At 40.8% G+C, this 26,979-nt stretch carries 29 protein-coding genes; 12 read left to right on the top strand and 17 right to left on the bottom strand.

Annotated elements, in window-relative coordinates; all coding sequences use genetic code 11:
• Positions 1-35: 35 nt before the first annotated feature.
• On the top strand, positions 36-686 hold the full coding sequence (locus ESA94_RS07195) for an MCP four helix bundle domain-containing protein (RefSeq protein WP_129130145.1): 651 nt from the start codon (positions 36-38) through the stop codon (positions 684-686).
• Here the strand turns inward: ESA94_RS07195 and ESA94_RS07190 are convergent, their stop codons facing one another.
• The 3 genes from ESA94_RS07190 to ESA94_RS07180 all read right to left on the bottom strand — a co-directional run bounded on the left by ESA94_RS07190 (position 687) and on the right by ESA94_RS07180 (position 3,827).
• On the bottom strand, positions 687-1,166 hold the full coding sequence (locus ESA94_RS07190; RefSeq protein WP_205755923.1) for a nucleoside deaminase: 480 nt from the start codon (positions 1,164-1,166) through the stop codon (positions 687-689).
• A gap of 65 nt (positions 1,167-1,231) precedes the next feature.
• Complete coding sequence (locus ESA94_RS07185) at positions 1,232-1,450, bottom strand: hypothetical protein (protein ID WP_129130144.1); 219 nt, start codon at positions 1,448-1,450, stop codon at positions 1,232-1,234.
• A 106-nt stretch (positions 1,451-1,556) separates the two neighbouring features.
• The gene (locus tag ESA94_RS07180) at positions 1,557-3,827 is read right to left on the bottom strand and encodes an aconitate hydratase (RefSeq protein ID WP_129130143.1); all 2,271 of its coding nucleotides are present in this window, start codon (positions 3,825-3,827) and stop codon (positions 1,557-1,559) included.
• A gap of 218 nt (positions 3,828-4,045) precedes the next feature.
• Between ESA94_RS07180 and ESA94_RS07175 the strand changes: the two genes are divergently transcribed.
• The 3 genes from ESA94_RS07175 (at position 4,046) to ESA94_RS07165 (ending at position 6,326) form a co-directional block, all read left to right on the top strand.
• A complete protein-coding gene (locus tag ESA94_RS07175) occupies positions 4,046-4,264 on the top strand; it encodes a PspC family transcriptional regulator (RefSeq protein WP_129130142.1) in 219 nt (72 codons plus the stop codon).
• A gap of 68 nt (positions 4,265-4,332) precedes the next feature.
• Positions 4,333-5,322 carry a helix-turn-helix domain-containing protein gene (locus ESA94_RS07170; protein ID WP_129130141.1) on the top strand — a complete coding sequence of 330 codons (990 nt, stop codon included), beginning with the start codon at positions 4,333-4,335 and terminating at the stop codon, positions 5,320-5,322.
• A 17-nt stretch (positions 5,323-5,339) separates the two neighbouring features.
• A complete protein-coding gene (locus tag ESA94_RS07165) occupies positions 5,340-6,326 on the top strand; it encodes a helix-turn-helix transcriptional regulator (RefSeq protein ID WP_129130140.1) in 987 nt (328 codons plus the stop codon).
• A 9-nt stretch (positions 6,327-6,335) separates the two neighbouring features.
• Here the strand turns inward: ESA94_RS07165 and ESA94_RS21390 are convergent, their stop codons facing one another.
• The gene (locus ESA94_RS21390) at positions 6,336-6,485 is read right to left on the bottom strand and encodes a hypothetical protein (RefSeq protein WP_164972670.1); all 150 of its coding nucleotides are present in this window, start codon (positions 6,483-6,485) and stop codon (positions 6,336-6,338) included.
• A 109-nt stretch (positions 6,486-6,594) separates the two neighbouring features.
• On the bottom strand, positions 6,595-7,416 hold the full coding sequence (gene kdsA / locus ESA94_RS07160; RefSeq protein ID WP_129130139.1) for a 3-deoxy-8-phosphooctulonate synthase: 822 nt from the start codon (positions 7,414-7,416) through the stop codon (positions 6,595-6,597).
• Positions 7,417-7,667: 251 nt separating this feature from the next.
• Between kdsA and ESA94_RS07155 the strand changes: the two genes are divergently transcribed.
• From ESA94_RS07155 to ESA94_RS07140, 4 genes are all read left to right on the top strand, one after another.
• Positions 7,668-8,606 carry an NAD-dependent epimerase/dehydratase family protein gene (locus ESA94_RS07155; RefSeq protein WP_129130138.1) on the top strand — a complete coding sequence of 313 codons (939 nt, stop codon included), beginning with the start codon at positions 7,668-7,670 and terminating at the stop codon, positions 8,604-8,606.
• 19 nt (positions 8,607-8,625) lie between these two features.
• On the top strand, positions 8,626-9,129 hold the full coding sequence (locus tag ESA94_RS07150; RefSeq protein ID WP_129130137.1) for a hypothetical protein: 504 nt from the start codon (positions 8,626-8,628) through the stop codon (positions 9,127-9,129).
• A gap of 35 nt (positions 9,130-9,164) precedes the next feature.
• Positions 9,165-10,385, top strand: coding sequence for a TlpA disulfide reductase family protein (locus ESA94_RS07145; RefSeq protein ID WP_240671004.1), 1,221 nt, complete (start codon positions 9,165-9,167; stop codon positions 10,383-10,385).
• A gap of 86 nt (positions 10,386-10,471) precedes the next feature.
• Positions 10,472-11,704 carry an isocitrate dehydrogenase (NADP(+)) gene (locus ESA94_RS07140; protein WP_129130136.1) on the top strand — a complete coding sequence of 411 codons (1,233 nt, stop codon included), beginning with the start codon at positions 10,472-10,474 and terminating at the stop codon, positions 11,702-11,704.
• Between the two features lie 57 nt (positions 11,705-11,761).
• Here the strand turns inward: ESA94_RS07140 and ESA94_RS07135 are convergent, their stop codons facing one another.
• Entirely contained in the window at positions 11,762-12,244 is a 483-nt protein-coding gene (locus ESA94_RS07135; protein WP_129130135.1) for a YdeI/OmpD-associated family protein, read from the bottom strand.
• Between the two features lie 282 nt (positions 12,245-12,526).
• Here ESA94_RS07135 and ESA94_RS07130 point away from each other — a divergent pair, with 282 nt between their 5' ends.
• Positions 12,527-15,682, top strand: coding sequence for a TonB-dependent receptor (locus ESA94_RS07130; protein WP_205755922.1), 3,156 nt, complete (start codon positions 12,527-12,529; stop codon positions 15,680-15,682).
• A 138-nt stretch (positions 15,683-15,820) separates the two neighbouring features.
• A complete protein-coding gene (locus ESA94_RS07125) occupies positions 15,821-16,276 on the top strand; it encodes a hypothetical protein (protein WP_129130133.1) in 456 nt (151 codons plus the stop codon).
• Positions 16,277-16,495: 219 nt separating this feature from the next.
• On the opposite strand, the gene ESA94_RS07120 is transcribed toward ESA94_RS07125, so the two are convergent.
• The 3 genes from ESA94_RS07120 to ESA94_RS07110 all read right to left on the bottom strand — a co-directional run bounded on the left by ESA94_RS07120 (position 16,496) and on the right by ESA94_RS07110 (position 17,771).
• The gene (locus ESA94_RS07120) at positions 16,496-16,972 is read right to left on the bottom strand and encodes a hypothetical protein (protein WP_129130132.1); all 477 of its coding nucleotides are present in this window, start codon (positions 16,970-16,972) and stop codon (positions 16,496-16,498) included.
• A gap of 122 nt (positions 16,973-17,094) precedes the next feature.
• Positions 17,095-17,367: an acylphosphatase gene (locus ESA94_RS07115; RefSeq protein ID WP_129130131.1), complete on the bottom strand. Its 273-nt coding sequence runs from the start codon at positions 17,365-17,367 to the stop codon at positions 17,095-17,097.
• On the bottom strand, positions 17,367-17,771 hold the full coding sequence (locus tag ESA94_RS07110; RefSeq protein ID WP_129130130.1) for an RrF2 family transcriptional regulator: 405 nt from the start codon (positions 17,769-17,771) through the stop codon (positions 17,367-17,369). Before ESA94_RS07110 ends, ESA94_RS07115 begins: the two co-directional genes overlap by 1 nt.
• Positions 17,772-17,851: 80 nt before the next feature.
• Between ESA94_RS07110 and ESA94_RS07105 the strand changes: the two genes are divergently transcribed.
• Positions 17,852-18,364, top strand: coding sequence for an outer membrane beta-barrel protein (locus tag ESA94_RS07105; RefSeq protein ID WP_129130129.1), 513 nt, complete (start codon positions 17,852-17,854; stop codon positions 18,362-18,364).
• Between the two features lie 110 nt (positions 18,365-18,474).
• Entirely contained in the window at positions 18,475-18,996 is a 522-nt protein-coding gene (locus ESA94_RS07100) for a hypothetical protein (protein ID WP_129130128.1), read from the top strand.
• On the opposite strand, the gene ESA94_RS07095 is transcribed toward ESA94_RS07100, so the two are convergent.
• From ESA94_RS07095 to ESA94_RS07060, 8 genes are all read right to left on the bottom strand, one after another.
• On the bottom strand, positions 18,993-19,637 hold the full coding sequence (locus ESA94_RS07095; RefSeq protein WP_129130127.1) for a response regulator: 645 nt from the start codon (positions 19,635-19,637) through the stop codon (positions 18,993-18,995). The two genes, ESA94_RS07100 and ESA94_RS07095, sit on opposite strands and share 4 nt — an antisense overlap.
• 46 nt (positions 19,638-19,683) lie before the next feature.
• On the bottom strand, positions 19,684-21,624 hold the full coding sequence (locus ESA94_RS07090) for a tetratricopeptide repeat-containing sensor histidine kinase (RefSeq protein WP_129130126.1): 1,941 nt from the start codon (positions 21,622-21,624) through the stop codon (positions 19,684-19,686).
• Entirely contained in the window at positions 21,621-23,438 is a 1,818-nt protein-coding gene (locus ESA94_RS07085) for a tetratricopeptide repeat-containing sensor histidine kinase (RefSeq protein WP_129130125.1), read from the bottom strand. The genes ESA94_RS07090 and ESA94_RS07085 overlap by 4 nt, the downstream gene beginning before the upstream one ends.
• A 7-nt stretch (positions 23,439-23,445) precedes the next feature.
• Positions 23,446-24,162 carry a 4-hydroxy-tetrahydrodipicolinate reductase gene (gene dapB, locus ESA94_RS07080; RefSeq protein WP_129130124.1) on the bottom strand — a complete coding sequence of 239 codons (717 nt, stop codon included), beginning with the start codon at positions 24,160-24,162 and terminating at the stop codon, positions 23,446-23,448.
• Between the two features lie 78 nt (positions 24,163-24,240).
• Positions 24,241-24,837 (bottom strand): DUF5683 domain-containing protein, encoded by a 597-nt coding sequence (locus ESA94_RS07075; RefSeq protein WP_129130123.1) that lies wholly within the window; start codon positions 24,835-24,837, stop codon positions 24,241-24,243.
• A 3-nt stretch (positions 24,838-24,840) separates the two neighbouring features.
• A complete protein-coding gene (locus tag ESA94_RS07070) occupies positions 24,841-25,752 on the bottom strand; it encodes a ParB/RepB/Spo0J family partition protein (protein ID WP_129130122.1) in 912 nt (303 codons plus the stop codon).
• A 144-nt stretch (positions 25,753-25,896) separates the two neighbouring features.
• Complete coding sequence (gene crcB / locus ESA94_RS07065) at positions 25,897-26,259, bottom strand: fluoride efflux transporter CrcB (protein WP_129130121.1); 363 nt, start codon at positions 26,257-26,259, stop codon at positions 25,897-25,899.
• Between the two features lie 82 nt (positions 26,260-26,341).
• Complete coding sequence (locus ESA94_RS07060) at positions 26,342-26,746, bottom strand: hypothetical protein (RefSeq protein ID WP_129130120.1); 405 nt, start codon at positions 26,744-26,746, stop codon at positions 26,342-26,344.
• Positions 26,747-26,979 lie beyond the last annotated feature (233 nt).

The following is a 26,979-nucleotide window of genomic DNA, read 5'->3' as shown; positions in this document are numbered from 1 at the left end:
AAATTGATTGTTGCGAACGATTAAAATCTTGCTGTATGAAACAGTTTATTTCTATTAAGGAAAAACGTATTGCTGCCATTGTGTTGTTTGTGGTGCTGGTGGGTATTGGATTAAATCAACTCTGGCATGAAAAAGAATATGCCCAGCTGGGTAAAAACATGGCATCATTATATCAAGACAGGCTGATGCCATCCGGGTATTTATTTGAGATCAGCGATCATCTTTATCAAAAGAAAATACTGCATATGAACGAAGCAGTAGCAGCAGAACAATTAAATGCTCAACTGCAAAAGCATGATGTTGCTATTACGCAACTCATCAGCGCTTACGAAAAAACCTATCTCACAAAAGATGAGCAGCAACACTGGAAGGCTTTACTTGCCAGCCTTGCTGCGTATAAAACAGCTGAAGAGAATTGGAGAAGCAGTTCAGATTCACCGGCACATGAACCCATACTGGAAAAACATTTTCAGCAGGCGCAAGCGGCGTTGGGCAATTTGAATGATGTGCAGGCGAAAGAAGGGAGTGTGTTGCAAAGCAATTCGAAAGCAATCATCAGTCATACAGTTGTGCAGTCGTATTTGCAAATTGCCATGTTGGTTGTTATTGCAGTGATTGCCGCCATACTTTTGCTTGCACGTGATAATCCATTCTTTCCGACAGAAAAGAAAGCATTGTTGAATTGATCAGTATAGTTTTTTGCCGGAGTTGTTCCTCCACTTTTCGAAAGCAGCTAAGGCTTCATCACGTAACAATTGTACTGTTTCTACTTTCCGGTTTGCATGTGAGCGATCAATCTCTTTGTAAATAAAATCATCATCAAAATCAATGGCAGCTGCATCTTCTTTGGTATTTGCAAAATAAATTTTTGCTGCTCTTGCCCAATAGATAGCACCTAAGCACATGGGGCAGGGCTCGCAACTGCAATAAATTTCACAGCCATCGAGTTGATAAGTGTTCAACTTGCTGCATGCATTGCGGATGGCTACTACTTCTGCATGAGCAGTAGGGTCATTGCTGGAAGTTACTTCGTTAACGCCTGTTGCAATGATCTTCCCCTCTTTAACAATAACAGCAGCAAATGGGCCGCCTTTGCCATTATCTACATTTTCGATGGAGAGGCGAATGGCTTCACGCATGAAATATTCGGAGTTGTAATTTATCATAGGCGTTCTTTACTTTTTTATTAGTTACTCGGGTTTACGACCATATTTAAAAACATCCCAGTTTTTCAGTCATCTGCTTGTGTAGAAAGTTTGAAAATTGTTTTATCCATTTTTGGCGGATTATTTATATCAAAGCCGTAGGCGAGACTGGTAAGAAAGAAAGAAATTTTAAGGCGTTCCTTCCAATGATAATTGCGATAATCTCGCATGTAATTGTCCGCTTCCTCAACCCTCATCGCCTGAAACGCTGTTCTGTCAAGCTTATATTTTTTCTCTTCAGCCATTACTTAAAATTAGAAAGAAATAATGTGATGTGTATGCATAAAAAAATCCCGCCTTTTACAGCGGGATTCAGTTTATTATTCAGGTCGCTGAGCGTCCTGATGGTTATTATGCTTTTGCAAACTCAGAACGGATCACATTCAATGCGCCACCTGCTTTGAACCACTCAATTTGCTGAGCGTTATAGCTGTGGTTAACAGTGATTGTTTCGCTGCTGCCATCTGCATGATTCAACACCAATTGTAAAGCCTGACCAGGAGTAAAGCTGGTTAAGCCAATTACATCAATGGTATCATCTTCAAGGATCTTATCGTAATCTTCTTTGTTGTCAAAAGTCAACGCTAACATGCCTTGTTTTTTCAGGTTGGTTTCGTGGATACGTGCAAATGATTTCACCAATACAACACGAACACCAAGATGACGTGGCTCCATTGCCGCATGTTCACGACTTGAACCTTCACCATAGTTTTCATCTCCAACTACAATTGTACCAACACCTGCTGCTTTGTAAGCACGCTGTGTTGCAGGAACTGCACCGTGTTCACCGGTCAACTGATTTTTTACGTTATCAGTTTTTTCGTTGAAGAAGTTTACAGCACCGATCAGCATGTTGTTACTGATGTTATCGAGGTGACCACGGAATTTCAACCATGGACCAGCCATTGAGATATGATCAGTTGTACATTTTCCTTTTGCTTTGATGAGGAGTTTCAATCCTTTCAGATCTGTGCCTTCCCAAGGAGCAAAAGAATACAACAACTGTAAACGCTTGCTGTCAGATTTTACATCAATCACAACACCACTTCCATCTTCAGCAGGAGCCTGGTAGCCCGCATCTTCAACTGCAAAACCTTTTGTTGGTAATTCATCACCACTTGGAGGATCGAGTTTTACCTGCTCACCTTTTTCGTTGGTTAATGTATCTGTAACGGGATTGAATGTAAGATCGCCAGCAATAGCCAAAGCAGTTACCAGTTCAGGACTTGCAACAAACGCTAATGTGTTTGGATTACCATCTGCACGTTTTGCAAAGTTTCTGTTGAACGAGTGAACGATGGTATTACGTTCTGCTTTTTCAGCACCAACCCTGTCCCACATACCAATACATGGTCCGCAGGCATTGGCAAATACTGTCGCACCAATTTTTTCGAAAGTGCTCAGGTAACCATCTCTTTCAATCGTATAACGAACGAGTTCGCTACCTGGAGTAATAGTGAACTCAGCTTTAGTTTTCAAACCTTTTTCAGCAACCTGTTTTGCAAGACTTACCGCACGGCTGATATCTTCGTAAGAAGAGTTGGTGCAGCTACCGATCAAACCAACTTCCACTTTTGTTGGCCAACCATTTTTAGCAGCAGCTTCTTTCATTTGAGAAATCGGCGTAGCTAAATCCGGAGTGAAAGGTCCGTTTAAGTGTGGTTCCAGTTCGCTCAGGTTAATTTCAATTACTTTATCGAAATACTTTTCAGGATTTGCATACACTTCAGCATCACCAGTTAAATATTCTTTTACGGCATCTGCTGCATCAGCAACTTCTGCACGACCTGTTGCTTTCAGGTAACGGGCCATGCTTTCATCATAACCGAAAGTAGAAGTAGTAGCACCAATTTCAGCACCCATGTTACAGATAGTGCCTTTACCGGTACAGCTCATGCTTGTTGCACCTTCGCCAAAATATTCCACAATAGCGTTGGTACCACCTTTTACGGTAAGGATACCAGCTACTTTTAAGATCACATCTTTTGGAGCTGTCCAGCCATTGAGCTTACCGGTCAATTTCACACCAATCAGTTTTGGCATCAACAGTTCCCAGCTAAGGCCAGCCATAACATCACAGGCGTCAGCACCACCCACACCAATAGCGATCATACCCAAACCACCTGCATTTACAGTGTGGCTGTCGGTACCAATCATCATACCGCCGGGGAATGCATAGTTTTCCAATACTACCTGGTGAATGATACCAGCGCCGGGTTTCCAGAAACCAATGCCATATTTATTTGAGATAGAAGAAAGGAAGTTGTACACTTCTTCATTATCGGTAACCGCTTTTACCAGATCCTGCTTACCCTCATTCTTTGCAACAATCAAGTGATCGCAATGAACGGTTGAAGGAACGGCTACTTTCTTACGGCCAGTTGTGTCGAACTGGAGAAGAGCCATCTGTGCTGTTGCATCCTGCATTGCCACACGGTCAGGAGCAAAATCAACGTACGCTTTACCTCTTTCGAAATCTTTGGGTTCAACACCTTTCCAGAGATGAGAGTATAAGGTTTTCTCTGCCAGTGTTAAAGGACGTCCCAATGCTTTACGGGCTGCATCCACTTTGGCAGGCATTTCGCTGTACGTCTTTTTAATGAGGTCGAGATCGAATACCATGAAGAAGAATTTGATAATGATGAATAGTAGCTAATGTGAAAATTCAGAACAGCTGGCAGAAAAGATTGAGAAACAATGTAAATTGCCCAAACAGCCGCTGTTCAAATTTGCATATTGCTGTTAGAGGTTGCGAATTTACCGATAAATCGCATACATTTTAAACGAACATTACCAAAGAATTGTTCTTACGATTAATTTTGTAACAGAAACGAATACTTATGAACCGCATTAGACGAATGATAGAATGGAATGTGTTTGGTGTTTGCACCTGGCTTGGCGAACGCATGGGTATTGCTACAAGCACCATTCGTAAATATTTTATCTACCTGTCTTTTCTAACAATGGGCTCACCTTTAATTATTTACTTGTTTATTGGCTTTTGGGTGAACATTCGTCAGTATATCTGGTTCCGCAAAAGAAACCCATTACGTTACTAAGCTTTTTTGCAATCATTGTTTTTTGAAGGCTGATTGTTTAATTTCAACTAACAATCAATTATAAGCACATGTTTTCTTACGAGTACATACATTCCAGTTACAGCGACATGATGGATGATTTAGCTGTAAAGCTGGGTGTAAAGCCGAAAGATAACTGGTTGTTTTTGCCCGAAGAATTTGGACATGGATACTATCGTTCATTAAAATTGTCTACCGGGCTGGATGTAAATATTGTTAACTGCCGCATTAATAAAGATTGGTTGTTACGTCGTAAAAGCGACGATACAGAATATTATACTTTACGCTTTGATGAACTCAGCATTGAAAAAAGTATCCGCATTGGTATTGATACGGATGTAGTAGAGAAAGAAAAGGAAACTGTAGCTGTAGCCTATCTTACCAGTTCTTTGTTCGATTGGTTTTATCATGGCACAAAAGGAACCACGTTTAAAGCTGTAAACATTCTTATACCAAAAGAGTGGTTGGGTAAATTAATGGGCATTGAAGTGTTTGATGATATACTGCCTGCTTACATTGCATTAAAGAGCAGAAGTTTTAATATGGAGCCGCTGGATACAGTATATTACCAGCTGATGAATGAAATTATGCAGGAAGACCCGGATATGCCTTTTCCGCATTTGTATATTGAAAACAGAGTGCAGTTGTTGCTTGAACGTTTTTTCACCCGTATTCATTCCAGAGTATCGTTGGCCGATGTTGAAACAAATATTAAGCAGGATGATATTTTCACTGTGTTCAGAATAGAAAAATTATTGGTTGAAAATTTCTCCCAAAAACCAAAATCCATTGAAGAGCTTTCCCGTACAGCAACCATGAGTTCTACCAAGCTGAAAAAAATTTTTAAATCGGTATATGGTGTTCCTATTTACGAATATTACCAGCAAAAGCGGATGCAGAAAGCAGGGGAGTTATTAAGCACCGGAAAATATTCTGTAAAACAAGTTGCAGGAATTATAGGGTACAGCAACATCAGCAACTTTACCATTGCCTTTAAAAAATATATGAAGCAGGAACCTTCTGATTTTACAAAAGCCTGATTACACAATACGTAACGGTGATTACACTCGATCTGCAACATACCGATTACCACACTTTGCTGCAAAGTTTTGCTGCGCAATTGAATTGTGCCTACGAGGATAATGTATTGCAACTTCCGGCGCATGTAGGTGAAGGTTTTTTTAAACTGGTTGAATTGCCCAATGGGTTACAAGCATTACTTTCCGATATTACCTACAACACAGATGTAACCTTTCGGCGTACAAAAAGCGAAATATATTACTGCGTATTATACTTCAACGATTCGGCATTGAGTGAGCCTTTGCAATTTGAACGTAACGGTAAATGGCATGTTGATAAAAGCATTCGCCGTTCAGGTATATCGCTTGTAAGCAGTACAAGTGATATGAGTTTTACCATGAAGGCAAAAACCAAAGCAAGAACCATTAACCTGTTACTACCTGAACTATGGATCAACAGCAATCTTAACAGGTATAATGAACTGCATTTACTCATGCGGTTTAACCAGCAACAAAACAGTATTTCTTATCCCGAACCTTTTGATGCACAAAACAGAATTTTGTTTGATGAGGTCTTTGAAACAGAAGAATCAAATCCCATGCAGCAAATGATCGTTAAAAACAGGATCATGCTTTTGCTGGAACAGTTTCTGTCGAAAGTGCATCGCAAGATGGAAGAAAATCCCGATGCAGGGCCACGTAAAATAAAACCTGCCGATTTAAGTAAGCTGATGGAGATAGAAGCAATTCTTGTACAGGATTTCGGCCAACCGCCCCCAACAATTGTAACACTTGCCGGGTTTAGTAAAATGAGTGTGTCGAAACTGAAATCAACCTTTAAAAAAGTATATGGAACAGGTATTTACGAATACTATCAAAAAAACCGGATGCTTAAGGCAAGAGCATTGTTACTTACAGGTAAATACAATGTAAAGGAAGTAGGCACACAGCTTGGGTATACCAACCTTAGCAATTTTTCCCTGGCTTTTAAGAAAGAATTTGGCTTGCTGCCAAGTGAAGTATAAAAAGTTTTTCTACTGCATTTCAAATTTCCTATCTTTAAGCATACTCTTACTTAATTGAACATACACCTGGGTTTTTAATTTCCGCTTTCCCTCACCCATTCCATATTTTATATTATTGATCAATAAAGGCGATGCCTTTGCAGCAAATTTTTTGCCCATTGGGTAGATGTTTGTGTCGTTGCATCCTTTTGAAAACGTATGTTTATCCAACGCCCCCACAAAAGAGGCTCTTTCTTAAGAGCCTCAACTTTTTTATAAAACAGAAGAATTATACAACAGCTTTACGGAGTGTTACCAGTTGCTCCAATAAGGTTTGCAGTTTATCTAATTGCAACATGTTGGCGCCATCGCTTTTTGCAACAGCAGGATTGGGATGCGTTTCAATAAACAACCCATTTACACCTGTTGCAATAGCAGCTTTGGCAATTGTACCGATCAGTTGTGGGTTACCACCTGTTACACCACTTGTCTGGTTGGGTTGCTGCAGCGAGTGTGTACAATCCATGATCACAGGTACATTTAATTCTTTCATCCATGTAATGTTGCGATAATCAACCACAAGATCAGTATAACCAAAGCTGTTACCTCTTTCGGTCAACATCACTTTTTCATTGCCAGCTTTCTTAATTTTTTCTACTGCAAACTTCATTGATGGTCCGCTGAGGAATTGCCCCTTCTTCACGTTTACAATTTTTCCTGTTTCAGCAGCAGCCTCCAGCAGATCGGTTTGGCGGCAAAGGAAAGCAGGTATCTGTAAAATATCTAAATACGGAGCTGCCATAGCTGCTTCTTCATGTGCATGAATATCAGATGTTGCCGGAAGACTATAAGTTTTACGCACTTTGTCGATCAATGTTAAACCTGTATCATCGCCTAAGCCGGTAAAGGATGATGCACTGGTGCGGTTGGCTTTGCGATACGATGCTTTGAACACATACGGAATGCCAAGGTTTTTACAGATAGTTGAAACTTTATCGGCCACTTCCATTACTAACTCCTCACTCTCAACTACACAGGGGCCTGCAATTAAAAAGAAACTCTTTTCGTTGTACGATTGGTTGGCAAACAGATCTTTTAAATATTGTTCCATGCGGCAAAGATAACGGGAAGTAAGATGGCAGAAGGAGCATGGAAGAAAATCCAATGTCCGGAATTCAAGGCCCAAGAAAAAAATCCGGAGATCAGACAAAAAAATCAATCTCTAAAGAAAGTGAAGAAACCAATAGAACAGCGTTAACCAAATGTAAAGAGAAGCAATTGTGTATATCAATAATTAGCGCAAACGAATGAATGTTTGCACAGTTGTTTTTCCCCCTATTTTTGTCGCCATAAATTGCTGTTATGATTCGAGAAAAAATATTGGTGATCGGCGCCTCCGGTCAGATAGGAGTTGAACTTACACTTGCACTGCGTAAAATGTATGGTAACCAGAATGTGATTGCATCCGATTTGCGTGAACAGAATCCTTTGCTGGAAGGAACCGGTCCGTATGTAAGTCTGGATGTAATGAATAAGGAAATGCTGCATGTGCAGGTTATCCGTCAAAACATCACACAAATCTATTTGCTGGCGGCTATTCTTTCTGCCACGGGTGAGAAAAATCCCAACCTCGCCTGGAATCTGAACATGACAGGCTTGCTGAACGTGCTGGATATTGCCCGTGAAGAAAAGATCTACAAAGTATATTGGCCAAGTTCAATTGCAGTGTTTGGACCAACAAGCCCAAAACAAAACTGTCCGCAGCAAACCATCATTGAACCTACTACGGTGTATGGCATCAGCAAATATGCAGGTGAGTTTTGGTGCAACTATTATCACCAGCGTTTTGGTGTGGATGTAAGAAGTTTGCGTTACCCAGGTTTGATCTCGTATAAATCAGCACCAGGCGGTGGTACAACCGATTATGCAGTGGAGATTTTTCACGAAGCACTGGAAGAAAACAAATACGAATGCTTTTTGAAAGAAGATACTTATCTGCCAATGATGTACATGCCCGATGCCATCCGTGCAACCATTGAACTGATGGAAGCACCTGCATCCAAAATATCTATTCGCCACTCGTATAATATTTCATCGATGAGTTTTTCTCCAAAGGAAATTGCAGCCGAAGTAGCAAAACATCGTGCAGGTTTTGAAATGAGTTACAAACCCGATTACCGTCAGCAGATCGCCGACAGTTGGCCTGCAAGTATTGATGATAGTGTTGCAAGAGCCGACTGGGGTTGGAAGCACGAATACGACCTTGCTGCAATGACAAAAGACATGTTCGAAAACTTATAAACAAACACAACTTAAACTTATGAACAAACTCTTTACTGTTTTATCCATTGTGTTTTTTCTTGCTGCACAGATTGTTTCCGCACAATGCGATCCGAAAGTTTTAAAGCTGCAAAGCAATAAAGCAAGAGGATTAAAAACAAACATGCAAGCAGAGGAGCTTGCAATGGAAACGGTTATTGCTATCGATTCGGTAAAGATTGTTTTAACCGGCTCATTCAATGGAGAAACAGAAACGCTGGAAGGCAATATTGTTGAAGTTGTATCCTGCGAGTGGGGTGAATATTTAAAAAATGGCAAAACAGAATACAGAATTGTTGTAGGTAAAGATGGAGCGTCAATGAAATCCATCATGATACTTGAAAGTGAAAATGGAAATACAACGCTCACTTTTTTTGAAGAAGATAAAACCGATACAAAACTACAGTTTGTAATTTCGGAGTACAGCATTACAGAAATAACAAAGCCTGTAAACACCCCGGTACAACCAGAAAAGAAATCAAAAAAGCAAAAACGTAAATCATAAGTTTGAGAGCAACAGTATTTTTTCTGAAACCCTTCTTGATCTTTTTTATAACAGGATCGTTGTTAGCAGTAACAACAAATGCACAAACAACATTACTGCGTAGCGGTTGGTACCGTGCATCTGTTTTGCGTGAAGATGGTACGGCTATTGTGTTTAATGCGGAAGTGCAACAGAAAAATGGCAAGCCCGTTATGTTTATCCGTAACGCAGCTGAACGATTACTGGTAGATGATGTAAAAGTGAAAGGCGATTCGGTGCATATTGAAATGCCTTTTTTTGAATCGTACTTCCGCCTGCAATTTCAGAACGATGGATCGCTGAAAGGAAAGTGGTTTAAAGCTGGTAGTTTAAAGTTGCTGGAGTTTCCCGTAACGTTTGTGTATGGACAGAAAGAACGGTTTGCTGTAAACGAAAACACAACACAAAACGTAACAGGTCGCTGGCAGGTAACCTTTACAAGAGTAAACGGTGCTGAACGTCCTGCCATTGCCGAGTTCAAACAAAACGGTACTGCACTAAGCGGAACCTTTTTAACACCCAGTGGCGATTATCGTTTTCTCGAAGGCATTGTTAACGGAAAAGAAATGCAGTTGAGTTGTTTTGATGGAAGTCATGCCTATTACTTTACAGCAAACATCAATGACAACGAAATCAACAATGGAAAATTTTTCAGCAGTGCATCACCCGTTGAACAATGGCGTGCAGAACGGAACAGCGCTGCCGCATTACCCGATACAACTCCTGTAACACAATTAAAGCCGGGCGAAAGCAAACTCAATTTTTCGTTTAAAGATGTTACCGGCAAAACAGTTTCTATCAACGATGCCCGCTTCAAAAACAAAGTAGTGATCATACAGATCATGGGCAGCTGGTGCCCCAACTGTATGGATGAAAGCAAATTCCTCAGCAGCTTCTATAAAGAGTATAAAAACAAAGGCGTAGAAATAATTGCGTTGGCGTATGAATACAGTATCGATTTCAATCGCTCTAAAGCAAGTGTACAAAAGTTCATCAAACGTTTCGGTATTCAGTATCCGGTACTCATTCCGCCTGTTACCGTAAGCGATGAACAACGAACAGAAAAAACATTACCACAGCTAACAGCTATTCGTTCGTTCCCCACAACCATCTTCATTTCAAAGAGCGGGAACGTTGCCGGAATTCATCAAGGCTTCTTTGGCCCGGGTACCGGCAACCACTACGAAGAATTTAAAGCAGAATTTTATCGTACAATCCGCTCCCTGCTTGCAGATTAGGCGTGTTTTATTCATCAGACGGGTTTATATTTGCTCTCCCTAAACGGAAGTAGACTTCTGCATTATTCATATTTAAAAGAAAACTGATGGCTGAAAAGATTAAAGTAGCCAACCCGGTGGTTGAGCTGGATGGCGATGAGATGACACGCATCATCTGGAAATTTATTAAAGAGAAACTGATTCTTCCTTACATCGATCTTGATATTAAATATTATGATCTTGGTGTTGAGTACAGAGATGAAACCAACGACCAGGTTACCGTTGATGCTGCAAACGCAATTAAACAATACGGTGTTGGTATCAAATGTGCTACGATTACTCCCGATGAACAACGTGTAACAGAATTTAATCTGAAGCAAATGTGGAAGAGCCCGAACGGCACTATCCGCAACATCCTCGATGGTACGGTTTTCCGTGAACCAATCGTAATCAACAATATTCCACGTTTGGTTACTAACTGGACTGCACCAATCATTGTTGGCCGTCATGCATTTGGCGATCAATACCGTGCAACGGATACAGTGATCAAAGGAAAAGGAAAGTTAACGATGACCTTTACGCCTGAAGATGGTGGCGAACCACAGGTGTTTGAAGTGTACAATTATAAAGGTGATGGCGTAGCGATGACCATGTATAACACTGATGAAAGTGTAAAAGGTTTTGCACGCAGTTGCTTTAACATGGCGCTCAGCAAAAAATGGCCTTTGTACCTTTCTACAAAAAATACTATCCTCAAAAAATACGATGGTCGCTTCAAAGATATTTTTGAAGAGATCTATCAAAACGAATTCAAAGCGCAGTTTGATGCTGCAGGTATCGTGTACGAACATCGTTTGATCGATGACATGGTAGCAAGTGCATTGAAATGGAACGGCAACTTCGTTTGGGCTTGTAAGAACTACGATGGTGATGTACAAAGCGATACTGTTGCACAAGGTTTCGGTTCACTTGGTTTAATGACTTCTGTATTGATTACTCCTGATGGTAAAACAATGGAAGCAGAAGCAGCACATGGTACTGTAACACGTCACTACCGTGAGCACCAGAAAGGTAAGCCAACATCTACCAATCCTATTGCATCAATCTTTGCATGGACACGTGGTTTGGCTTTCCGTGGTAAACTCGATGGTAACCAGGCCCTGATCGATTTTGCAAATGCTCTTGAAGCCGTTTGTATTGAAACAGTAGAAAGCGGTAAAATGACCAAAGATCTTGCTGTTTGTATCCACGGCAACAAAGTGAACCACGGTGATCATTATTTGTACACTGAAGAGTTCCTTGATGCAATTGATGCAAATCTGCAGGCAAAGCTTGGATAATTCAAAAGATGAAGTTTAAAATAAAAATCCCTCAGCAATTGCAGAGGGATTTTTTATTCAAAGCGTTTGTCTACCCACAAAACTTCCATTACCACGCAAGAAGTTGATAGCCTTTGTAACATTCCGTTCAACGCTCTCTTCTGTTTTTAAATTACTGATGTAACGAATGATCTCCTGCTGACGGGAAGCTGGTAGTTGTTTGAAATTTTCATTTGCCGTTTTATTCTTTGCCAATGCTTTGCCAAGAGATGGATGCATTGTTAATTTTCTGTCGGCAGGATCATATTCAACGCTGATAGTGATTGTTTCACCGATGCGTTTAGGCGAATCTTTCAGCATGATGGTGTTGATGTACAGGCGCCAATGCCCGGCATACTTCACCAATTTTTGTGTATAAGCTGTTTTGTTGATCGTTCCCTTAATTGGTATGGGTCCTTTTTCTTTTCCTGCTTTTTGCAAAACAGCTGCAAGAATTTTTTCAGGAACAAATACAAAAGGATTGATCCCGATCTTATCAATTACTGCTTTAAAAGTTGCCATTAATAAAATGCTTTATCTGCTGAAACAATTTACAGAGTAAGATAAGCATCGCCTGCATTTTAGTAATATACTATCCACAATTTTGTTTTATGTATGTAAAAAACAGTCCTTCTGTTTTCTCATAACACTTAGTTAATGTACAGGTAAGATTGGCTTAATGTACACAGGATAGGTTTGCGGGCGCTAAGGATGCATAGGTAATCCTTCAGCTGCTACTAAATACTTCTTAAGGAATCAGCAAAATAATTCTGAACATCAAAACTACGAATCATGCATTTCGTTATGAGAAATTTCTGTGCGCTTCTGTTGTTGCTTTTATTTGCAGCAACTGCAGAAAAAAGCTACGCACAAGGAACAAAAACAATTATTGCGGGTACTATTAAAGATGAACAACAAAAAGGTATCCCCGGCGCTACAGTAAAAGTAAAAAACGAGTCGACAGGGTTTTCTGCAATGGCAGTTACCAACACAAACGGCGAATACGTTTTTAACGAGTTACCGCTTGGCGGACCTTACTCTGTATTTGCTTCAGCAGTAGGTTATGGCGAGCAGAAGCAGGTAGATTACACATTGAATCTTGCAGATCAGTTACAGATCAACTTCTTGTTGATGCCTACCGTAAATCAATTGCAGGAAGTACAGGTAGTCGCCAACACATTAAAGCGCTCTATTAAAACATTGGGAGCATCAACAGCCGTAACATCAAAAGAGTTAACTAAGCTGCCTGTAAACGGCCGCAACTTTACATCGCTCATTGATCTTTCTCCGGTAAGCAATGGCAGCACATTGGCCGGTCAGTTAGCATCATCTACCAACTATACAATTGATGGTATGACGGCACGCAGTACAATTGCAGGTGGTAACAGTGGTGGTGCTTATTCTATTTCAATGGAGGTGATACGTGAGTTTAAAGTAGTAACAAACGAATACGATGTTACCAACGGACGCAGTGGTGGTGGCAGCATTACAACTGTAACAAAATCGGGAACCAATACACTTTCGGGCAGTGCATTTACATTCGGAAGAACAAACTGGCTGTCGAGCAACTACAACTTAAACGGATCAAGACGCAACCAGGAGTTTTCTACGTATCAGTATGGCTTTTCATTAGGCGGCCCTATCATTAAAGACAAAGCACATTTCTTTGTTGCATGGGATCACCAGGCCGATTCACGCCCATTATACATTGCCGACATCCAAACACCTGCTGATATTGTACGTTATAAAGTAACACAGGCAACACTCGATAAATTCAGCCAGGTTGCGCATGATAAATATGGTACATCCTCTAACCCGCAGTTTGGTGCTTTCGGAAAGAAAAAACAAACCGATGCTGCATTTGCACGTATCGACTGGCAGTTAAACCGTGCAAACCTGTTAACCATCCGTAACAATTTTATTTACGATATGGATAACCAGGCCGATGGAGATAACTCAGGTATTAATATGTACGAAGTATATGCCGACAGACGAAATCTGAACAACAGCTTCATGGCTTCGTTAAGAACTGTAGTTGGTAAAGCTGTAACAAACGAATTAAAGCTGCAGCATTTTTATGAAAGCAGCCAGGTGATTCCAAACAGCGAATTACCTGCACAAAGCATTCCCCGTGCAATTGTAGAAAATGTTGAATCGATCGATGGCACAAACAAATACTACAACTCAATACAATTGGGTGGACAACGTTATACTCCTGAATGGTTTAAAGGCAATGTGCTGCAACTGGTAAACAATGTGTATTACAACACCAGGCGTTACAAGTTTACATTAGGTGCAGACATTATGTTCACCAATATGGCTTTCCGTTACGGCAGTGAAATGAACGGACGTTTCTACTTTACCGGTATGAGTAATTTCGAAAACCTTACACCTTACCGTTATGCAAGAGATGTGTACATGACGGATGAAGAAAGTACGAGCACCGACAATATTGCTACAGGTGTATATGGCCAGGTTGAAACAACACTGTTTGAAGGGTTTGATATGATTGCAGGTGTTAGAGCCGATAATACAAAGTACATTAAGAAGGCAAACTTCAACAAAGTGGTGTACGATAGTCTTGGAATAAAAACAGATAATGGTATCAATACATTCCAGATTCAGCCACGTGTGCAGTTTACGTGGGATATTGCGAAGCAGGGCAAGAACATTTTAAAATTCGGTGCCGGTATTTTCGGCTCGAATCTGAATCCGTACTCTATGATCAACAATATTTTGTTTGATGGTTCGCATATTGCAGGTGTTGATATTACAAATACTGCGTTGATTCCTGTTCCCAACTTCCCTGGCTACAGAGCAAATCCTGCATCAGCTCCGGGTAAAGATCTGTTTAACAATCCGCAGATCGAAAAGCTTGTTACCATCAATACCAACAGTCCGGATATTAAAGTGCCTACAGTTTACAAAGCAAACTTTTCATTCAATCACTTTTTTACATCACGTTTAAGAGTGGGTGTTAGTGCATACGGTACATGGGCCCGTAACAACTACATGTATATCGATCGTAACATGGTTGATAAACCTTACTTCACAATTGCATCCGAACAAAACCGTGGTGTGTATGTACCGGCTTCAACAATCAGAACATCAAACGGAACATCTAACTGGGTTAACAGCCGTAAAACAACTGCTGTAGGTCGTGTACTTGAATTGGTGAGTACAGGTAAAGTAAATTCATATACAGTGGTGGCCGATGCAACGTATCGTTATTTCAAAGATGGTCAGATCAATATGTCGTACACATGGAACGATACAAAAGACAATACTTCTTACAACGGTAACGTAGCCAACACTGCAACTTTAGCATTAATGGTAAAAGATGATCCGAGAGATTTGAGCGGCATGGCTTATTCCGATAATCAGTTCCGTTACAAGTTTGTGTTTTATGCAACAGCGCCAAGTATCTGGGGCATCAGTTTAGGTGTGCGTTACAGTGGTATTGGTGGTACACGTTACACACTGGCTGTTAGCGGAAACATGAATGGCGATTTTGTTTCTTCAAATGACCTGCCGTTTGTGTACGATCCTTCAAATACTTCTACTCCCGATTATTTACGCACAGGTATACAGGCTATCCTCAATAATCCAAATGCAGAACAGAGCATTAAAGATTATATTAAAAGAGACCTTGGTAAAATTGCAACAAGAAACGGTGGTGTAAATGGTTTTTATGGTGTGTTTGATGTGCGTCTTGCAAAATCGTTCCGCTTATACAAAACACATCGTCTTGAAGCTTCTGCAGATATTTTCAACTTTGCAAACATGCTCAATAAAAAATGGGGTGTAGGGCATAATCTTGGCAAACAGAATTTATATTCTATCCGCAACTTCAATGCAGCAGAACAGATATTTAACTACAACGTAAATACAGCTGCCGGTGTTTCTAACTTAAACGGTAATCCGTTCCAGGTGCAACTTGGTTTGCGTTATTCGTTTTAATTGAAAGAAACCAAAGAACGTAATACGAATGGAGCCGCCTGTAATAAACAGGTGGCTCCATTTTTTTGATTGATAAATTTAGAGTTTTGCTAACGTATACAGGTATTGTATTTGTTGCAGAAAAAGAAACCTTCATCTATGCAAGTAAAACTCTACTCAATCTCATTTATTGTTGTTTCCCTTCTTACCCTCAGCTCCTGTAAAAAATGGTTGCCCGAAAACCGTATAGAAGGAAGCTGGCAGTTAACCGAAATTCAGAAACGAAGACCATTCAGTAACGAAAACGTTTCATCCGTATACCAGCAGGGAACCTTTACTTTTTTTGAAGACCGCACCGCCCGTTACACCGACGCCAACGGTACCATGCAGGGCAGCTGGGAAATGCGCAGCTTCGATAATGGCTATACCGACAGCGATGGTAACTGGCAATCGCAAACAAGAAATGTATTATGGGTAAAGCTCTACGATTTTTCCAGCAACCGTGTCATCGATTGGTATTTCGACCGTTTTGATTTTCGTGATTCCGGTCAGCGATTATTTGCGTTTATGGATGGCAGCGGGTACGATTACAGGTATTGTTTTAATAAGCGGTAGGCAACAGATCAGAGATCTGCGCCAGAGAGTGAAGTCTATTGTTTTGTTTTTTGATAGTTTGTCTTGAATTCATTTACCAGTTCTGCTATTTGCTCAAAATTCATTTCAAGAGTTTCACTTAAGATAGCGCAAGCGTCTCGCTTGTGCGTAGAATTTTACAATTAAAATTTAGTGATGAAGATGCGGCACAAGCGAGACGCTTGCGCCCAAGGGAGGAATTTATTTCTGTCTTTTTAGAACAATACTGTGATTAATATCTACTACTTTAAATCGGTCGATAAGAATATTTTGGTTAAATGTTTCTAAGATTAAACTCTCACCATCAAGCGACAATTTTACTACATACCAATCACCGGATTTAGTCACACTAATTCTTCTAGGCTCATTTATGTATTCTCTTGTTAAAATAAACGCATCCTTTTTGTAAAATGTCCAGTCGATATAGCATGAACATTTACAATCGGGATAATCGTTTGAATTTGGAAATAAACGAATAGTGTCGGCTTTGTAATATGAACTGTCGTCATTACAAATAACCCATGGGTTTGAATTTGTAGTAATTTTTGATTTTAAGTCTTGTCTGATGCTTGATTTAAACAATTTCAACAATTGCTTTTTTGTCGGGACTATCGTTTGTCCCTCTGAAATATGTCCAGCGAACAAAAAGGCCACAAGGATAAATAGTCGTGCAATCATTTCAAATTATTAGAGAGTACAAATGAACTTACAACCAACACTAAATTATGCGCCACTCCCTATAAAACCAAATTTGCAAAACCTTTGGTTATCAATGATAGTCATGTCGCCTTACAATTTCCTCACCTCACCACCTCAAACCTGTCAAACTCCTGCAACTCCACATCGCTTGTTATAACGGCAGTAACCGTGCTCTTCGGCGAACCCATCCAGCACCATTCAATAAAATCGGCTAACTGGTCTTCAGTGCCTGTGGCAACAACAGCAACATCGCCTTCGTCGGAATTGCGTACCCAGCCGGTTAACTGCAGTTCCATTGCTTTATCCTGTGTGTACTTGCGAAACCACACACCCTGCACCTTACCTCTAACGGTTATGGCTACTGTTTTTCGCATCAGGTAATATCGGCTACGGTTTTGCTTTCGAGAATTTTCAAATTCGCATCCCTTACTTTGATCATCATATCGTGCAGGCCACAATGTTTTTCATCGCAGTTTTTGCAGCGTTCGTAAAAATGCAGACTAACGCAGGAGAGGGGGGCAATCGGTCCGTCGAGCAAACGGATAACACGTGCAAGCGTTATCTGCGAAGGTTTTACTTTAAAATAATAACCACCACCTTTTCCTTTTTTGCTTTCGAGGATACCATCTTTACGCATTACCAGCAGAATGTTTTCCAAAAACTTCAGGGGTATTTTTTTCTTCTTGGCAATTTCGGCAATGAGGATAGGCTCATTGTTTTTTTGCTGTGCCATATAGCCCAGTGCCTGAAAAGCGTATTGCGTTTTTTTTGACAGCATCGGTTGTGTGCTTTTAAAGTAAGTGGTAGCGGGTATTTGCTCCGCAAACAAAGGTGCTACATTTATCGCAAAAAAAGCATATGCTTAAAATCATGTTTCTGTTCTGTTGTTTCTGCAGTTTCGGGTTTGCTCAAAAATCGGCAGCACAAAAAAGCAAGGTCAATTCGTTTATAGGCGGCAACCTTATCATCGCTTATCCGCAAGACGAGTTTAAGAATGGCTATAAGATTGGTACAGGAGTAGATGCTTCGCTGGGTTTTGGCAGCAAGCATGTATATGCTATCGGAACGGTAGGGTATTTATCGTACAAACCGCAGTCGGGTAATGTGTATGGAAAGATTTCGGTTATACCGGTAAAAGCGGGAGTACGTATTTATCCGGGTAATTTTTTCTTTCTTTCGGGCAATGCAGGTGTTGGTTTTTTAAAGGATGAAGTAAACACTAACCGCAGCAGCAGGTTTATGTACGATGCAGGCTTGGGCTTTCATTTTATTTTAGGCCAGGTGAGTTTGCATTACGATGCATGGCAACGTAAGAACACAACCGGTGCATCAGGTGCTATACAGCTTAAATTGGGATTGGCCCTGAATTGAAAGTAGTTACAACAGGAAGCCATTAGTTTATCTTGTTAAAAAAAATAAAAGAGCGGCTGTCTTTATGGTTGTTGGTACAGTATTGGAAATGGTTAGCCTAAACATATTGTATGAACAAGAAAATTTTCCTCTCCGTTGTTGTTGCCATCGTTGCTTTTACCGGTTCTGCGGTTGCACAAAAAGGCAAACCTATTTTTGGCGGTAACGTTATTATTGGTATTCCAACCGGCGATTTCCGAACCGACTATAAAGGCGTAACAGGTATTGAAGGGCTTGCTGGTTTTGGCGTAGCACAGAATGTGTATGTTACAGGTACTCTCGGTTTTCAATCGTATAGTCCCGATCCGAATAGTTTTGATGGAACGTATTATGGAAAGATCACTTCTATTCCGTTAAAAGCCGGGTTACGTATTTATCCAACCAACAATTTCTTTTTAACGGGTAATGCAGGTATTGCATTGCTGAAAGATCAGACAATTGATGCAAGAGAAAGCCGGTTTGCTTACGATATCGGTGCAGGCTTCAGCTTCAATATTTTTCATGCAAGTGTGCATTACGATGGCTGGCAAACAAAAAATACCAGTGGCGGATCGAACAGTGTAGTAGCGAAATTGGGTATTGCTATCCGTTAGTGAATGAGTTTATGCTCATAGGCATATTTAATTAACCCGATAACCGAATTGGTTTTGGTTTTGCGGAAGATATTTTTTCTGTGTGTTTCAACAGTACGTTCGCTCAGGAATAATTCTTCCGCAATTTTTTTATTGCTGTATTCCTTTTCAATAAGACCAATGATCTCAATTTCACGAACGGTAAGGTTTACTTCTGCATCTTCTTTTTTACGCTCGCTTGCTTTCAGCATTTCCTGCAGCACTTCTTCGCTGAAATAAATACCACCTGCAGCAATTTTGTTGAGTGCAGTAATAAATTCTGTTTGACCAATGTTTTTGAGCAGGTAGCCGCTAATGTCGCTTTCTTCGATCATCTGATTAACCAAACTCCCTTCGCCGTTCATTGACAATGCAATGATCTTAACAGAAGGATAATGTTGACGAACCTGTTTTGCAAGGTCAAGCCCGTTCATTTCGGGCATCATTACATCGGTTAATAAAATATCAACATCCAGATGTTGTAATGCATTAACAATGGTTGATGGATGAGTTGATTCTAGTACGATCTCGTACTGATCGTATCCTTTGAGGAGCGATCGCAAACCATCTATTACGATTTGATGATCGTCTACGATGACAAGTTTTATTTTTGTGGTCGACATATCAGTGGGGCTAAGCCGAAGATATTACATTTTTCAAAAACAAGTATTAGCCTGTAACCGGTATGTGTATTGCTACCAACGTTCCCCTGCCGGGCGATGAATCAAAATCGATGGTGCCGTTGAGGTAATCGATCCGTGCTTTCATATTCTTTAGTCCAATGCCTGCGTCTTCGCCCAGCTCTTTCGGATTAAAGCCGGTGCCGTTATCTTCAATACTTACACTAATGCCATCTTTATCTTTAAACAGTGCAATATCAAGCTGCGACGCCTGCGAATGTTTGATAACGTTGTTTACACATTCCTGCAGCACACGGTACAATACAATTTCGGTATTCTCGTCTAAACGTTCATTCAATCCTTCGGTATGCAGCGATACTTTTAATTTCCGCTGATCAATCTTGTCGAGAAAATCGGCAACAGCATTTGCAAGCCCCGATTTTAATAAAATATTCGGCATCATCTGGTGGCTAACCAAACGTACTTCTTTACAACTTTCATCAACAAGACTAATAATGCGATCGAACGAAAGCTTTTGTTCAGGGTCGTTAAACTGCAGATCGCTTTCAAATGCAGAAAGATTCATTTTGGCTGCACTCATCATTTGCCCCACACCATCGTGCAGATCTTTGGCAATACGTTGCCGCTCGTTTTCTTCGGCTTTCATTACCGCTGTAGCTGCAAGCTGCTGTTGTTCGAAAACTGCTTTCTGCAGCTTTGCTTTTTGTTTTAACTGGTTGCGGTTGTACAACAACCAACTCACCAGCAATACAGCCAGCAACGTAGCAGAAATGCCAATGATGAAGTAATTCTTTTTTACAAGGTTGAACTGTTGTTCCTGTATGATTTTTTTTTGTTTCTCTGTTTCATACTTTGTTTTCATTTCTGCCAGTGCTTCTTCCGAAGCACGGGTATAGGCACTGTCTTGCAGAATATTTATTTTTTTATACAGATCACTTGCTGCGGCATAGTTGCCTGCTTTTTCGTGGTTTAGTGCAAGTGCTTTGTACACCATTGGCAGCTTCGCCTGCAAATTGTGTTTTTGCGCCATGTGCAACGCTTCTTCACCGGTACGCAAACCTTCCTGGCTCTTGTTCATGAGTGCATATAATTCCGACAGAACAGCAAGATCGGATACGATGTAAAAAACATCACCTGATTTTTGACGAAGCGGTTTTGCTTTTAAAAAGCAATCGAGTGCCAGGTTGTATTTTTTTTCGGCAGTATATGCGGTGCCAAGTATGTTCCATCCGTTTGCTTCGGCTTCAATATTGTTTTGCTCTTTGGCAATATGGATAGCTTGTTTTACAAATACGTACAACGAATCGTATTGATGAATGGCGCCGTAACAGGAGGCAATGTTGCTATAGGTTACTGCAAAACGAACAGGCAGTTTGTTTTCTTCTGCAATGCGTATGGAGTTGCGAAAGTATTGAATGGCTTCTTTGTATTGTTCGAGTTCCATATAAGCCCAGCCAATGTTGTGCGATGCTTTAACCATGGTAAGCTTATCACTCCGCTGCTCAGCTTTTTTTAAAGCACGGTAAAAATATTCCATGGCATCTTTCTGCCTGTTTAAACGCATCAGTAACAAGCCTGTTGCAGAATAGTATTGCGATTGCAGCGAATCCATTCCTTTCATCTTATCAAGCAGGCGAATGTTTTTTGCCGAAAGCAACAAGGCCGAATCGGGTTTGCTGCTTTTCATGTAATAATAAAACATGTTTACCTCAGCTTTTAACATCATGCCTTCTTTGTGTTGCTTGTTTGCAAGGCGTACAAGTTCGGTTGCAACTTTTGCTGATGAATCAGGATTCTGCAACCGGAATTCATTCGACAGCAACAGCAGCAGATCCATTTTACGGTCAAGATCTTTTTCGGTATTGATGAGTTTGCGTAAACTATCAGTTACCGCTATCTGTGCCGTAACAGGTTTACTGAAACAAAAAAACAGCAACAGGATTGTTATGTATATACAGAATCGTTTCATGCGGCTGCTTCTGTTGGTATGTGTATTGCAATTAACGTTCCTCTTCCCGGAGCAGAGTCTATATCAATACTTCCTTTAAGGAATTGTATACGGCTGTGAATATTGTTTAAACCGATGCCTTCTGTTGCCTTGGCCGGGTTGTAAGTAAAGCCTTTGCCATTATCTTCTATTGTTACACTAATGCCGTCGTGATCTTTTATTAACGAGATGTCAAGCGTTGTAGCCTGTGCATGTTTAATGGCATTGTTGATGCATTCCTGTATTACCCGGAAAAGAATGGTCTCTGTATTTGAATCGGGCCTATCGTTAAAACCTTCGCTGTAAAAATGCAGAGCGAAATCGTTGGTGCTGATGCGGCTTGCAATTTCCTCAAGTGTTTGTGGCAAACCTTTACTTAAAAGTGCAGCAGGCGTCATGCTGTGCGATACAGCTCTTACTTCTTTACAACTTTCATCTACCAGTTGAATAATGTTCTTCAACGATTTGTTTTGTTCGGTATCGGGCAACGAGAGATCGTTGTAGAAGGATGAAAGATTCATGCGTGCAGCGCTCATCATTTGCCCCACACCATCGTGCAGATCTTTCGCAATACGGCTGCGTTCTTTTTCTTCGGCTTCCAGTACAAGGCTTGTAGCCAGCTCCTGTTGTTTTAAAATTTCCTGCTGCAGTTTAACCTGTTGTTTCCATCTGTAACGATTATAAAACAGGTAGGTAACAACTGTTGCAAGTGCTGCAAACAGCAGGATAAGAAAAATCTGTTGATTTCTTTTTTTGATGGTGAGTTGTTGTACCTCTATCTGCTGCTCTTTTTTATTTGTTTCGTACAAAGTGCTTAATTCTTCTACCTGCCTGTTTTTTTGTGCATTGAAAAGTGAATCTTTTAACTGTGTGTGCCAGGTGTAATAATCAAGCGCTTTTTTATAATCGCCTGTAACGTTCGCAATACGGCTTTGTTCGGCATATACATTTGAGAGCAGTTCTTTGTAATGCATTCGTTCTGCAAAACCACTGCAGATATCAAGATAATAAACCGCACGTTCGTACTTACCCCAGGTGCTGTACATTACACCCATATCAATATAACTCATAGCAAGCGCAAACGTATCTTTTAGTTTTTCACGTATACCCAAAGCACGCAAATGATAGTCTTCTGCTATATTAAACTTGCTTTGAAGTACATATACGCCGGCCAGAAAATTATAACTCCATGCTTTACCTCCTTCATCTTTTAACCGGGTGGCTATTTGTAAGGCATTGTTGTAACGGCGAATAGCTTCGGCATAGTTGCCCTGGTATTCGAATACCACGCCACTTTCGTTCATAATCATCTGCATTCCGCTTGAATCGTTGAGCTGGCGAAAGATATCATGAGCCCGATCGTAAAAAAAGGAAGCCCGCTTAAGATCTCTTGTTTTACGGTAAAGCTTAGCCAGGTCGTTTAACACATAACCCAGCCGCTGCTTTTGATTAACACGGTCGTAAATACGTTCGGCAAAAAAATAGTGACTCGCTGCTTTTTCATAATCACCCTTAAAATAATTGGCAACACCCATGTAATGATTAATCTCTGCAGCAGCAAGCGAATCGTTTAGCTTGTATGCATATACCAACGCTTCTTCACCTGTCTTAATAGTTTCATTAAAACTTACAAGGCTAAGTTTGCCGGTTAGTAAAATGTAAGAGCGAAGTTTTACATCATCATCAGATGTTCGTAAAATACCTGCACGCAAACTGTCTACTGTTGTATCCTGTGCGTATACAACAGCTGCTGTTAAGAGAAAGAAAAGAAGAAGTGTGTTTTTGGGCGAAAACATATGGTGCTTACAAGTTAAGCACTTCTTTCATTCCAAAAAATCCAACTTTGTTTTTAAGAAATTCTGCTGCAAGTACTGCGCCTAATGCAAACCCGGTGCGGTTATGTGCGGTGTGGATGATCTCAATATCATCAATAGCCGAACTGTATTTTACAAAGTGTGTGCCGGGAGCCGGATCAATGCGTTCGCTGATGATGGACAGATCGCCCGGCTGTGCCGATTCTTCGTTTACCCATTTGTCTTTACGGCCCAGTTCTTCCAGTACCTGTTCTGCAAGCGAAATAGCTGTGCCGCTCGGTGCATCTTTTTTTGCTGTATGATGAATTTCCTTGAGTGTTACTTCGTAATTGCTTTGCCCGTTCATTAACTGGGCAAGGCGTTTGTTTACTTCGAAAAAGATATTTACACCAACGCTGAAGTTGCTGGCTACAATCAAGCCGGTTTGTTTTTCGGTAGCCAGTGCTTTCATTTCATCAAGCTTATCGAGCCAGCCTGTTGAACCACATACAACAGGCACTTTGTTTTCTAAACAGAACTTTACATTGTTATATGCGGTATGCGGACTTGTAAATTCAATCGCCACATCTGCCTTGCGGATATTTTCGGGAGTAAGATCACTGAGATTGTCAGCATCAATAATCAATACAGCTTCGTGGCCACGTTCTTTCGCAATTTCATGAATGGCTTTACCCATTTTTCCGTAGCCGATCAATGCAATGTTCATGTAAGTTGGTATAAGATAATAAAACGAAAAATTCTGTTGTGCAAAGTAAACGATAAACAGGTTAACGGCTGTGAGGTTTTATTTGCCCAGCTTTAATACCAATCCGAGGTTTGCCTGTTTGGTTTGCGGCGAATACGAAGGGTTGATGTGCAGCGAAAGATTGTCGTTTACTTCAAATGCTTTCAGATGCCCATCAACTGTTGCATCAACAACATTTAAGCCCCAAAGAATAACAAATGCAAGAACAGAATAATCTACATACTGTCTTACTGCAATACGATACTGCCGTACGGCTTCCGGATCTACCGGTTGAAATTTTGGTTTGATGAGATTGTTGTTGGTATCATCGCCATCCATCATGTTGCGGTACGCATCACGTGCATCTGCATATTCCTTACGGTTATAAACAAAGAAACCGGCAGCAGTACCTAATGCGCCATAAACGATCGGGATCTTCCAATACTTTTTATTGTACGCTTGTCCCCAACCCGGAATCATTGCCGAACGGATGCTTGCTTTGCGTGGCGAATGTTCGGGCTTTGGTTTTGCTGCTGAATCTTTTTTTGCAACAGCAGTATCAGCACCTGCAGGTTTTACTGCAGAGGTACTGTCCTGTGCATACGACACTGTAGTTATGCCAATGAAAAGAAGTATAAATAAAACGATCTGCCTCATGTGTTATTCAACATCGGTACCAAGCACTTTCAAAATCTGGTTAAACTGTTCAAGCGAATAGTATTCAATAAAAATACTGCCGTTGCCTTGTTTGCTGTGGCTAAGCTTAACCTTGGTGCCGAATTGTGATGCTAAATTATCCTGAATACGCTGAAAAGCGGGGGGAAGTGTACTTTTTGCAGCTTTATTAACAGGTGCAGATTTGTACAGCTGGCGCACCAGTGCTTCGGTTTGGCGTACCGATAATTCTTTTTGTTTGATGTGCTGGTAAACGTACAGTTGCTTATCAACCGTATCAACATTGATCAACGCACGAGCATGCCCCATGCTGAGTGTGCCTGTACGCACAGCTTGCTGAATATCGGGTGGAAGTTTAAGTAAGCGGATGTAGTTGGTAACGGTGGTGCGGTCTTTGCCCATGCGTTCGGCCACTTGTTCCTGCGTGTAATCCAGTTCTTCCATCAATCGTTTGTAGCTGAGGGCTATTTCCACTGCATTCAGGTTTTCACGTTGCAGGTTTTCGAGCAGGGCCAACTCCAGTAATTCCTGGTCGTTTGCCTGGCGGATGTAAGCCGGAATATCTACCAAACCAGCAAGCTTAGATGCACGCCAGCGGCGTTCACCCGAAATAAGGCGGTATTTGCCCGAAGGAAGTTTTGAAACGGTAACGGGCTGAATGATGTCGTGCATTTTAATGCTTTCGCTCAATTCCTTCAGCGCCTGCTCGTCAAAATCACGGCGGGGCTGTTTGGGGTTGATCTCAATATTAGCTACCGGAATACGCAGAATACCTGTTGCCGCTTCGGCAATAACAGGTTTCAGCTGACCGGCTGTGGTTTTAAGGTCATCGTCAATACTTTTCAACAGGGAACGGATTCCCTTTCCTAACGCATCTTTTTTTCCGGGTGTAGACATATTTTCTGAATTACAGTGTGCGAAGTACCTGAAAAAAAACCAAAAAACAAGGTTGTTTATAGTTGAAAGCAGGGTTGCCGATGTCTGTTCACCCAACGGGTGACTGAACATCATAACATTAAAAAGAATAATAGAGGGGAGAAATTATTTTACCAAACTATATCCCAGCCAGGTAGCAGTTAATCCCAGCAAGATACTTCCGCCGACATATAACACAAACATGCCGATGCGTTGCTGTTGCAACATGGCCAGGCTTTCTAACGAAAAAGCAGAGAAGGTGGTAAAGCCGCCGCAAATACCAGCTGCTAAAAACAGCCGCCAGTTATTAGCAAATTGCTCGCTGCGTAAGGCATAGGCAAACACAGCACCAATAACAAAACTGCCAATGATATTTACAAGAAAGGTTGCAAGCGGAAACGATGCATGTTTAAACCAAACAGAAAAAGCATACCGCAGCATACTGCCTGCAGCGCCGCCTAAGCCAACAAGTAAAATGTTTTTGAGCATTGTGGTAGTAGTTAGTTGTTAGCCGATAGTTATTAGTATGGAAGTGCTAACAACTACAAACTGTCGGCTATAGGCTTTCTTTTTACAGGTTTCCTGTAAATGTATAGTTTAAATCAACCTGCCAGATGCCATCACGTTTGATCACTTTTAACGGCATCGGTTTGTTTTTATATGTGTTGGAATAATTCACAATTGCTACTGTATCGCTTACGTTTTCAACTGAATGGATAACTATGGTTGAGTTTTTATACCCTTCTTTATCCTTTTTGCTCATTTCTTCATTGTACTTTTTTTCGATAACTCCAAGTTCGTACAGGTTTAAACTGTCTTTTATCATGAGCTCACGTGCCCATTCGTAATCGCCATTTAAAGAGCTGCGGATAAATTGACGTGCAGTATCCACTTCATCCGTTGGACGTTCACGTTTTTGTTTGCAGGCGTATAAACCAATCGCCACAACAAGGATAAGGGAGAGCTTTTTCATCATGCCCAAATGTACAAAAGGGAATGATTTGCTGAACAGTTTTAACAAGAGATAGAATCATCAATGACTCTGGTATAACGAGCGAACAGTTTTGTGTCAATCTGCGAAAATCTTTTATATCCGTGTCATCTGTGGATCTATCAAAAAAATCCCGTCTCATTGCTGAAACGGGATGTGCGGTTGAACTATTCTGCTTATTCAGGGTTGTTAAAATGATCAGTTCTAACAAATAAGCT

Source organism: Lacibacter luteus, assembly GCF_004118265.1.
Classification (GTDB): domain Bacteria; phylum Bacteroidota; class Bacteroidia; order Chitinophagales; family Chitinophagaceae; genus Lacibacter; species Lacibacter luteus.
The sequence above is the reverse complement of the archived record's forward strand: the minus strand, read 5'-3'. Positions and strand labels throughout refer to the sequence as shown.

Excerpts from the sequence above, each read along its gene's own strand:
- ESA94_RS07195 (WP_129130145.1), top strand. The coding sequence starts at position 36 with ATGAAACAGTTTATTTCTATTAAGGAAAAACGTATTGCTGCCATTGTG.
- ESA94_RS07190 (WP_205755923.1), bottom strand. The coding sequence starts at position 1,166 with ATGATAAATTACAACTCCGAATATTTCATGCGTGAAGCCATTCGCCTC.
- ESA94_RS07185 (WP_129130144.1), bottom strand. The coding sequence starts at position 1,450 with ATGGCTGAAGAGAAAAAATATAAGCTTGACAGAACAGCGTTTCAGGCG.
- ESA94_RS07180 (WP_129130143.1), bottom strand. The coding sequence starts at position 3,827 with ATGGTATTCGATCTCGACCTCATTAAAAAGACGTACAGCGAAATGCCT.
- ESA94_RS07175 (WP_129130142.1), top strand. The coding sequence starts at position 4,046 with ATGAACCGCATTAGACGAATGATAGAATGGAATGTGTTTGGTGTTTGC.
- ESA94_RS07170 (WP_129130141.1), top strand. The coding sequence starts at position 4,333 with ATGTTTTCTTACGAGTACATACATTCCAGTTACAGCGACATGATGGAT.
- ESA94_RS21390 (WP_164972670.1), bottom strand. The coding sequence starts at position 6,485 with ATGGGCAAAAAATTTGCTGCAAAGGCATCGCCTTTATTGATCAATAAT.
- kdsA (WP_129130139.1), bottom strand. The coding sequence starts at position 7,416 with ATGGAACAATATTTAAAAGATCTGTTTGCCAACCAATCGTACAACGAA.
- ESA94_RS07155 (WP_129130138.1), top strand. The coding sequence starts at position 7,668 with ATGATTCGAGAAAAAATATTGGTGATCGGCGCCTCCGGTCAGATAGGA.
- ESA94_RS07150 (WP_129130137.1), top strand. The coding sequence starts at position 8,626 with ATGAACAAACTCTTTACTGTTTTATCCATTGTGTTTTTTCTTGCTGCA.
- ESA94_RS07140 (WP_129130136.1), top strand. The coding sequence starts at position 10,472 with ATGGCTGAAAAGATTAAAGTAGCCAACCCGGTGGTTGAGCTGGATGGC.
- ESA94_RS07135 (WP_129130135.1), bottom strand. The coding sequence starts at position 12,244 with ATGGCAACTTTTAAAGCAGTAATTGATAAGATCGGGATCAATCCTTTT.
- ESA94_RS07130 (WP_205755922.1), top strand. The coding sequence starts at position 12,527 with ATGAGAAATTTCTGTGCGCTTCTGTTGTTGCTTTTATTTGCAGCAACT.
- ESA94_RS07125 (WP_129130133.1), top strand. The coding sequence starts at position 15,821 with ATGCAAGTAAAACTCTACTCAATCTCATTTATTGTTGTTTCCCTTCTT.
- ESA94_RS07120 (WP_129130132.1), bottom strand. The coding sequence starts at position 16,972 with ATGATTGCACGACTATTTATCCTTGTGGCCTTTTTGTTCGCTGGACAT.
- ESA94_RS07115 (WP_129130131.1), bottom strand. The coding sequence starts at position 17,367 with ATGCGAAAAACAGTAGCCATAACCGTTAGAGGTAAGGTGCAGGGTGTG.
- ESA94_RS07110 (WP_129130130.1), bottom strand. The coding sequence starts at position 17,771 with ATGCTGTCAAAAAAAACGCAATACGCTTTTCAGGCACTGGGCTATATG.
- ESA94_RS07105 (WP_129130129.1), top strand. The coding sequence starts at position 17,852 with ATGCTTAAAATCATGTTTCTGTTCTGTTGTTTCTGCAGTTTCGGGTTT.
- ESA94_RS07100 (WP_129130128.1), top strand. The coding sequence starts at position 18,475 with ATGAACAAGAAAATTTTCCTCTCCGTTGTTGTTGCCATCGTTGCTTTT.
- ESA94_RS07095 (WP_129130127.1), bottom strand. The coding sequence starts at position 19,637 with ATGTCGACCACAAAAATAAAACTTGTCATCGTAGACGATCATCAAATC.
- ESA94_RS07090 (WP_129130126.1), bottom strand. The coding sequence starts at position 21,624 with ATGAAACGATTCTGTATATACATAACAATCCTGTTGCTGTTTTTTTGT.
- ESA94_RS07085 (WP_129130125.1), bottom strand. The coding sequence starts at position 23,438 with ATGTTTTCGCCCAAAAACACACTTCTTCTTTTCTTTCTCTTAACAGCA.
- dapB (WP_129130124.1), bottom strand. The coding sequence starts at position 24,162 with ATGAACATTGCATTGATCGGCTACGGAAAAATGGGTAAAGCCATTCAT.
- ESA94_RS07075 (WP_129130123.1), bottom strand. The coding sequence starts at position 24,837 with ATGAGGCAGATCGTTTTATTTATACTTCTTTTCATTGGCATAACTACA.
- ESA94_RS07070 (WP_129130122.1), bottom strand. The coding sequence starts at position 25,752 with ATGTCTACACCCGGAAAAAAAGATGCGTTAGGAAAGGGAATCCGTTCC.
- crcB (WP_129130121.1), bottom strand. The coding sequence starts at position 26,259 with ATGCTCAAAAACATTTTACTTGTTGGCTTAGGCGGCGCTGCAGGCAGT.
- ESA94_RS07060 (WP_129130120.1), bottom strand. The coding sequence starts at position 26,746 with ATGATGAAAAAGCTCTCCCTTATCCTTGTTGTGGCGATTGGTTTATAC.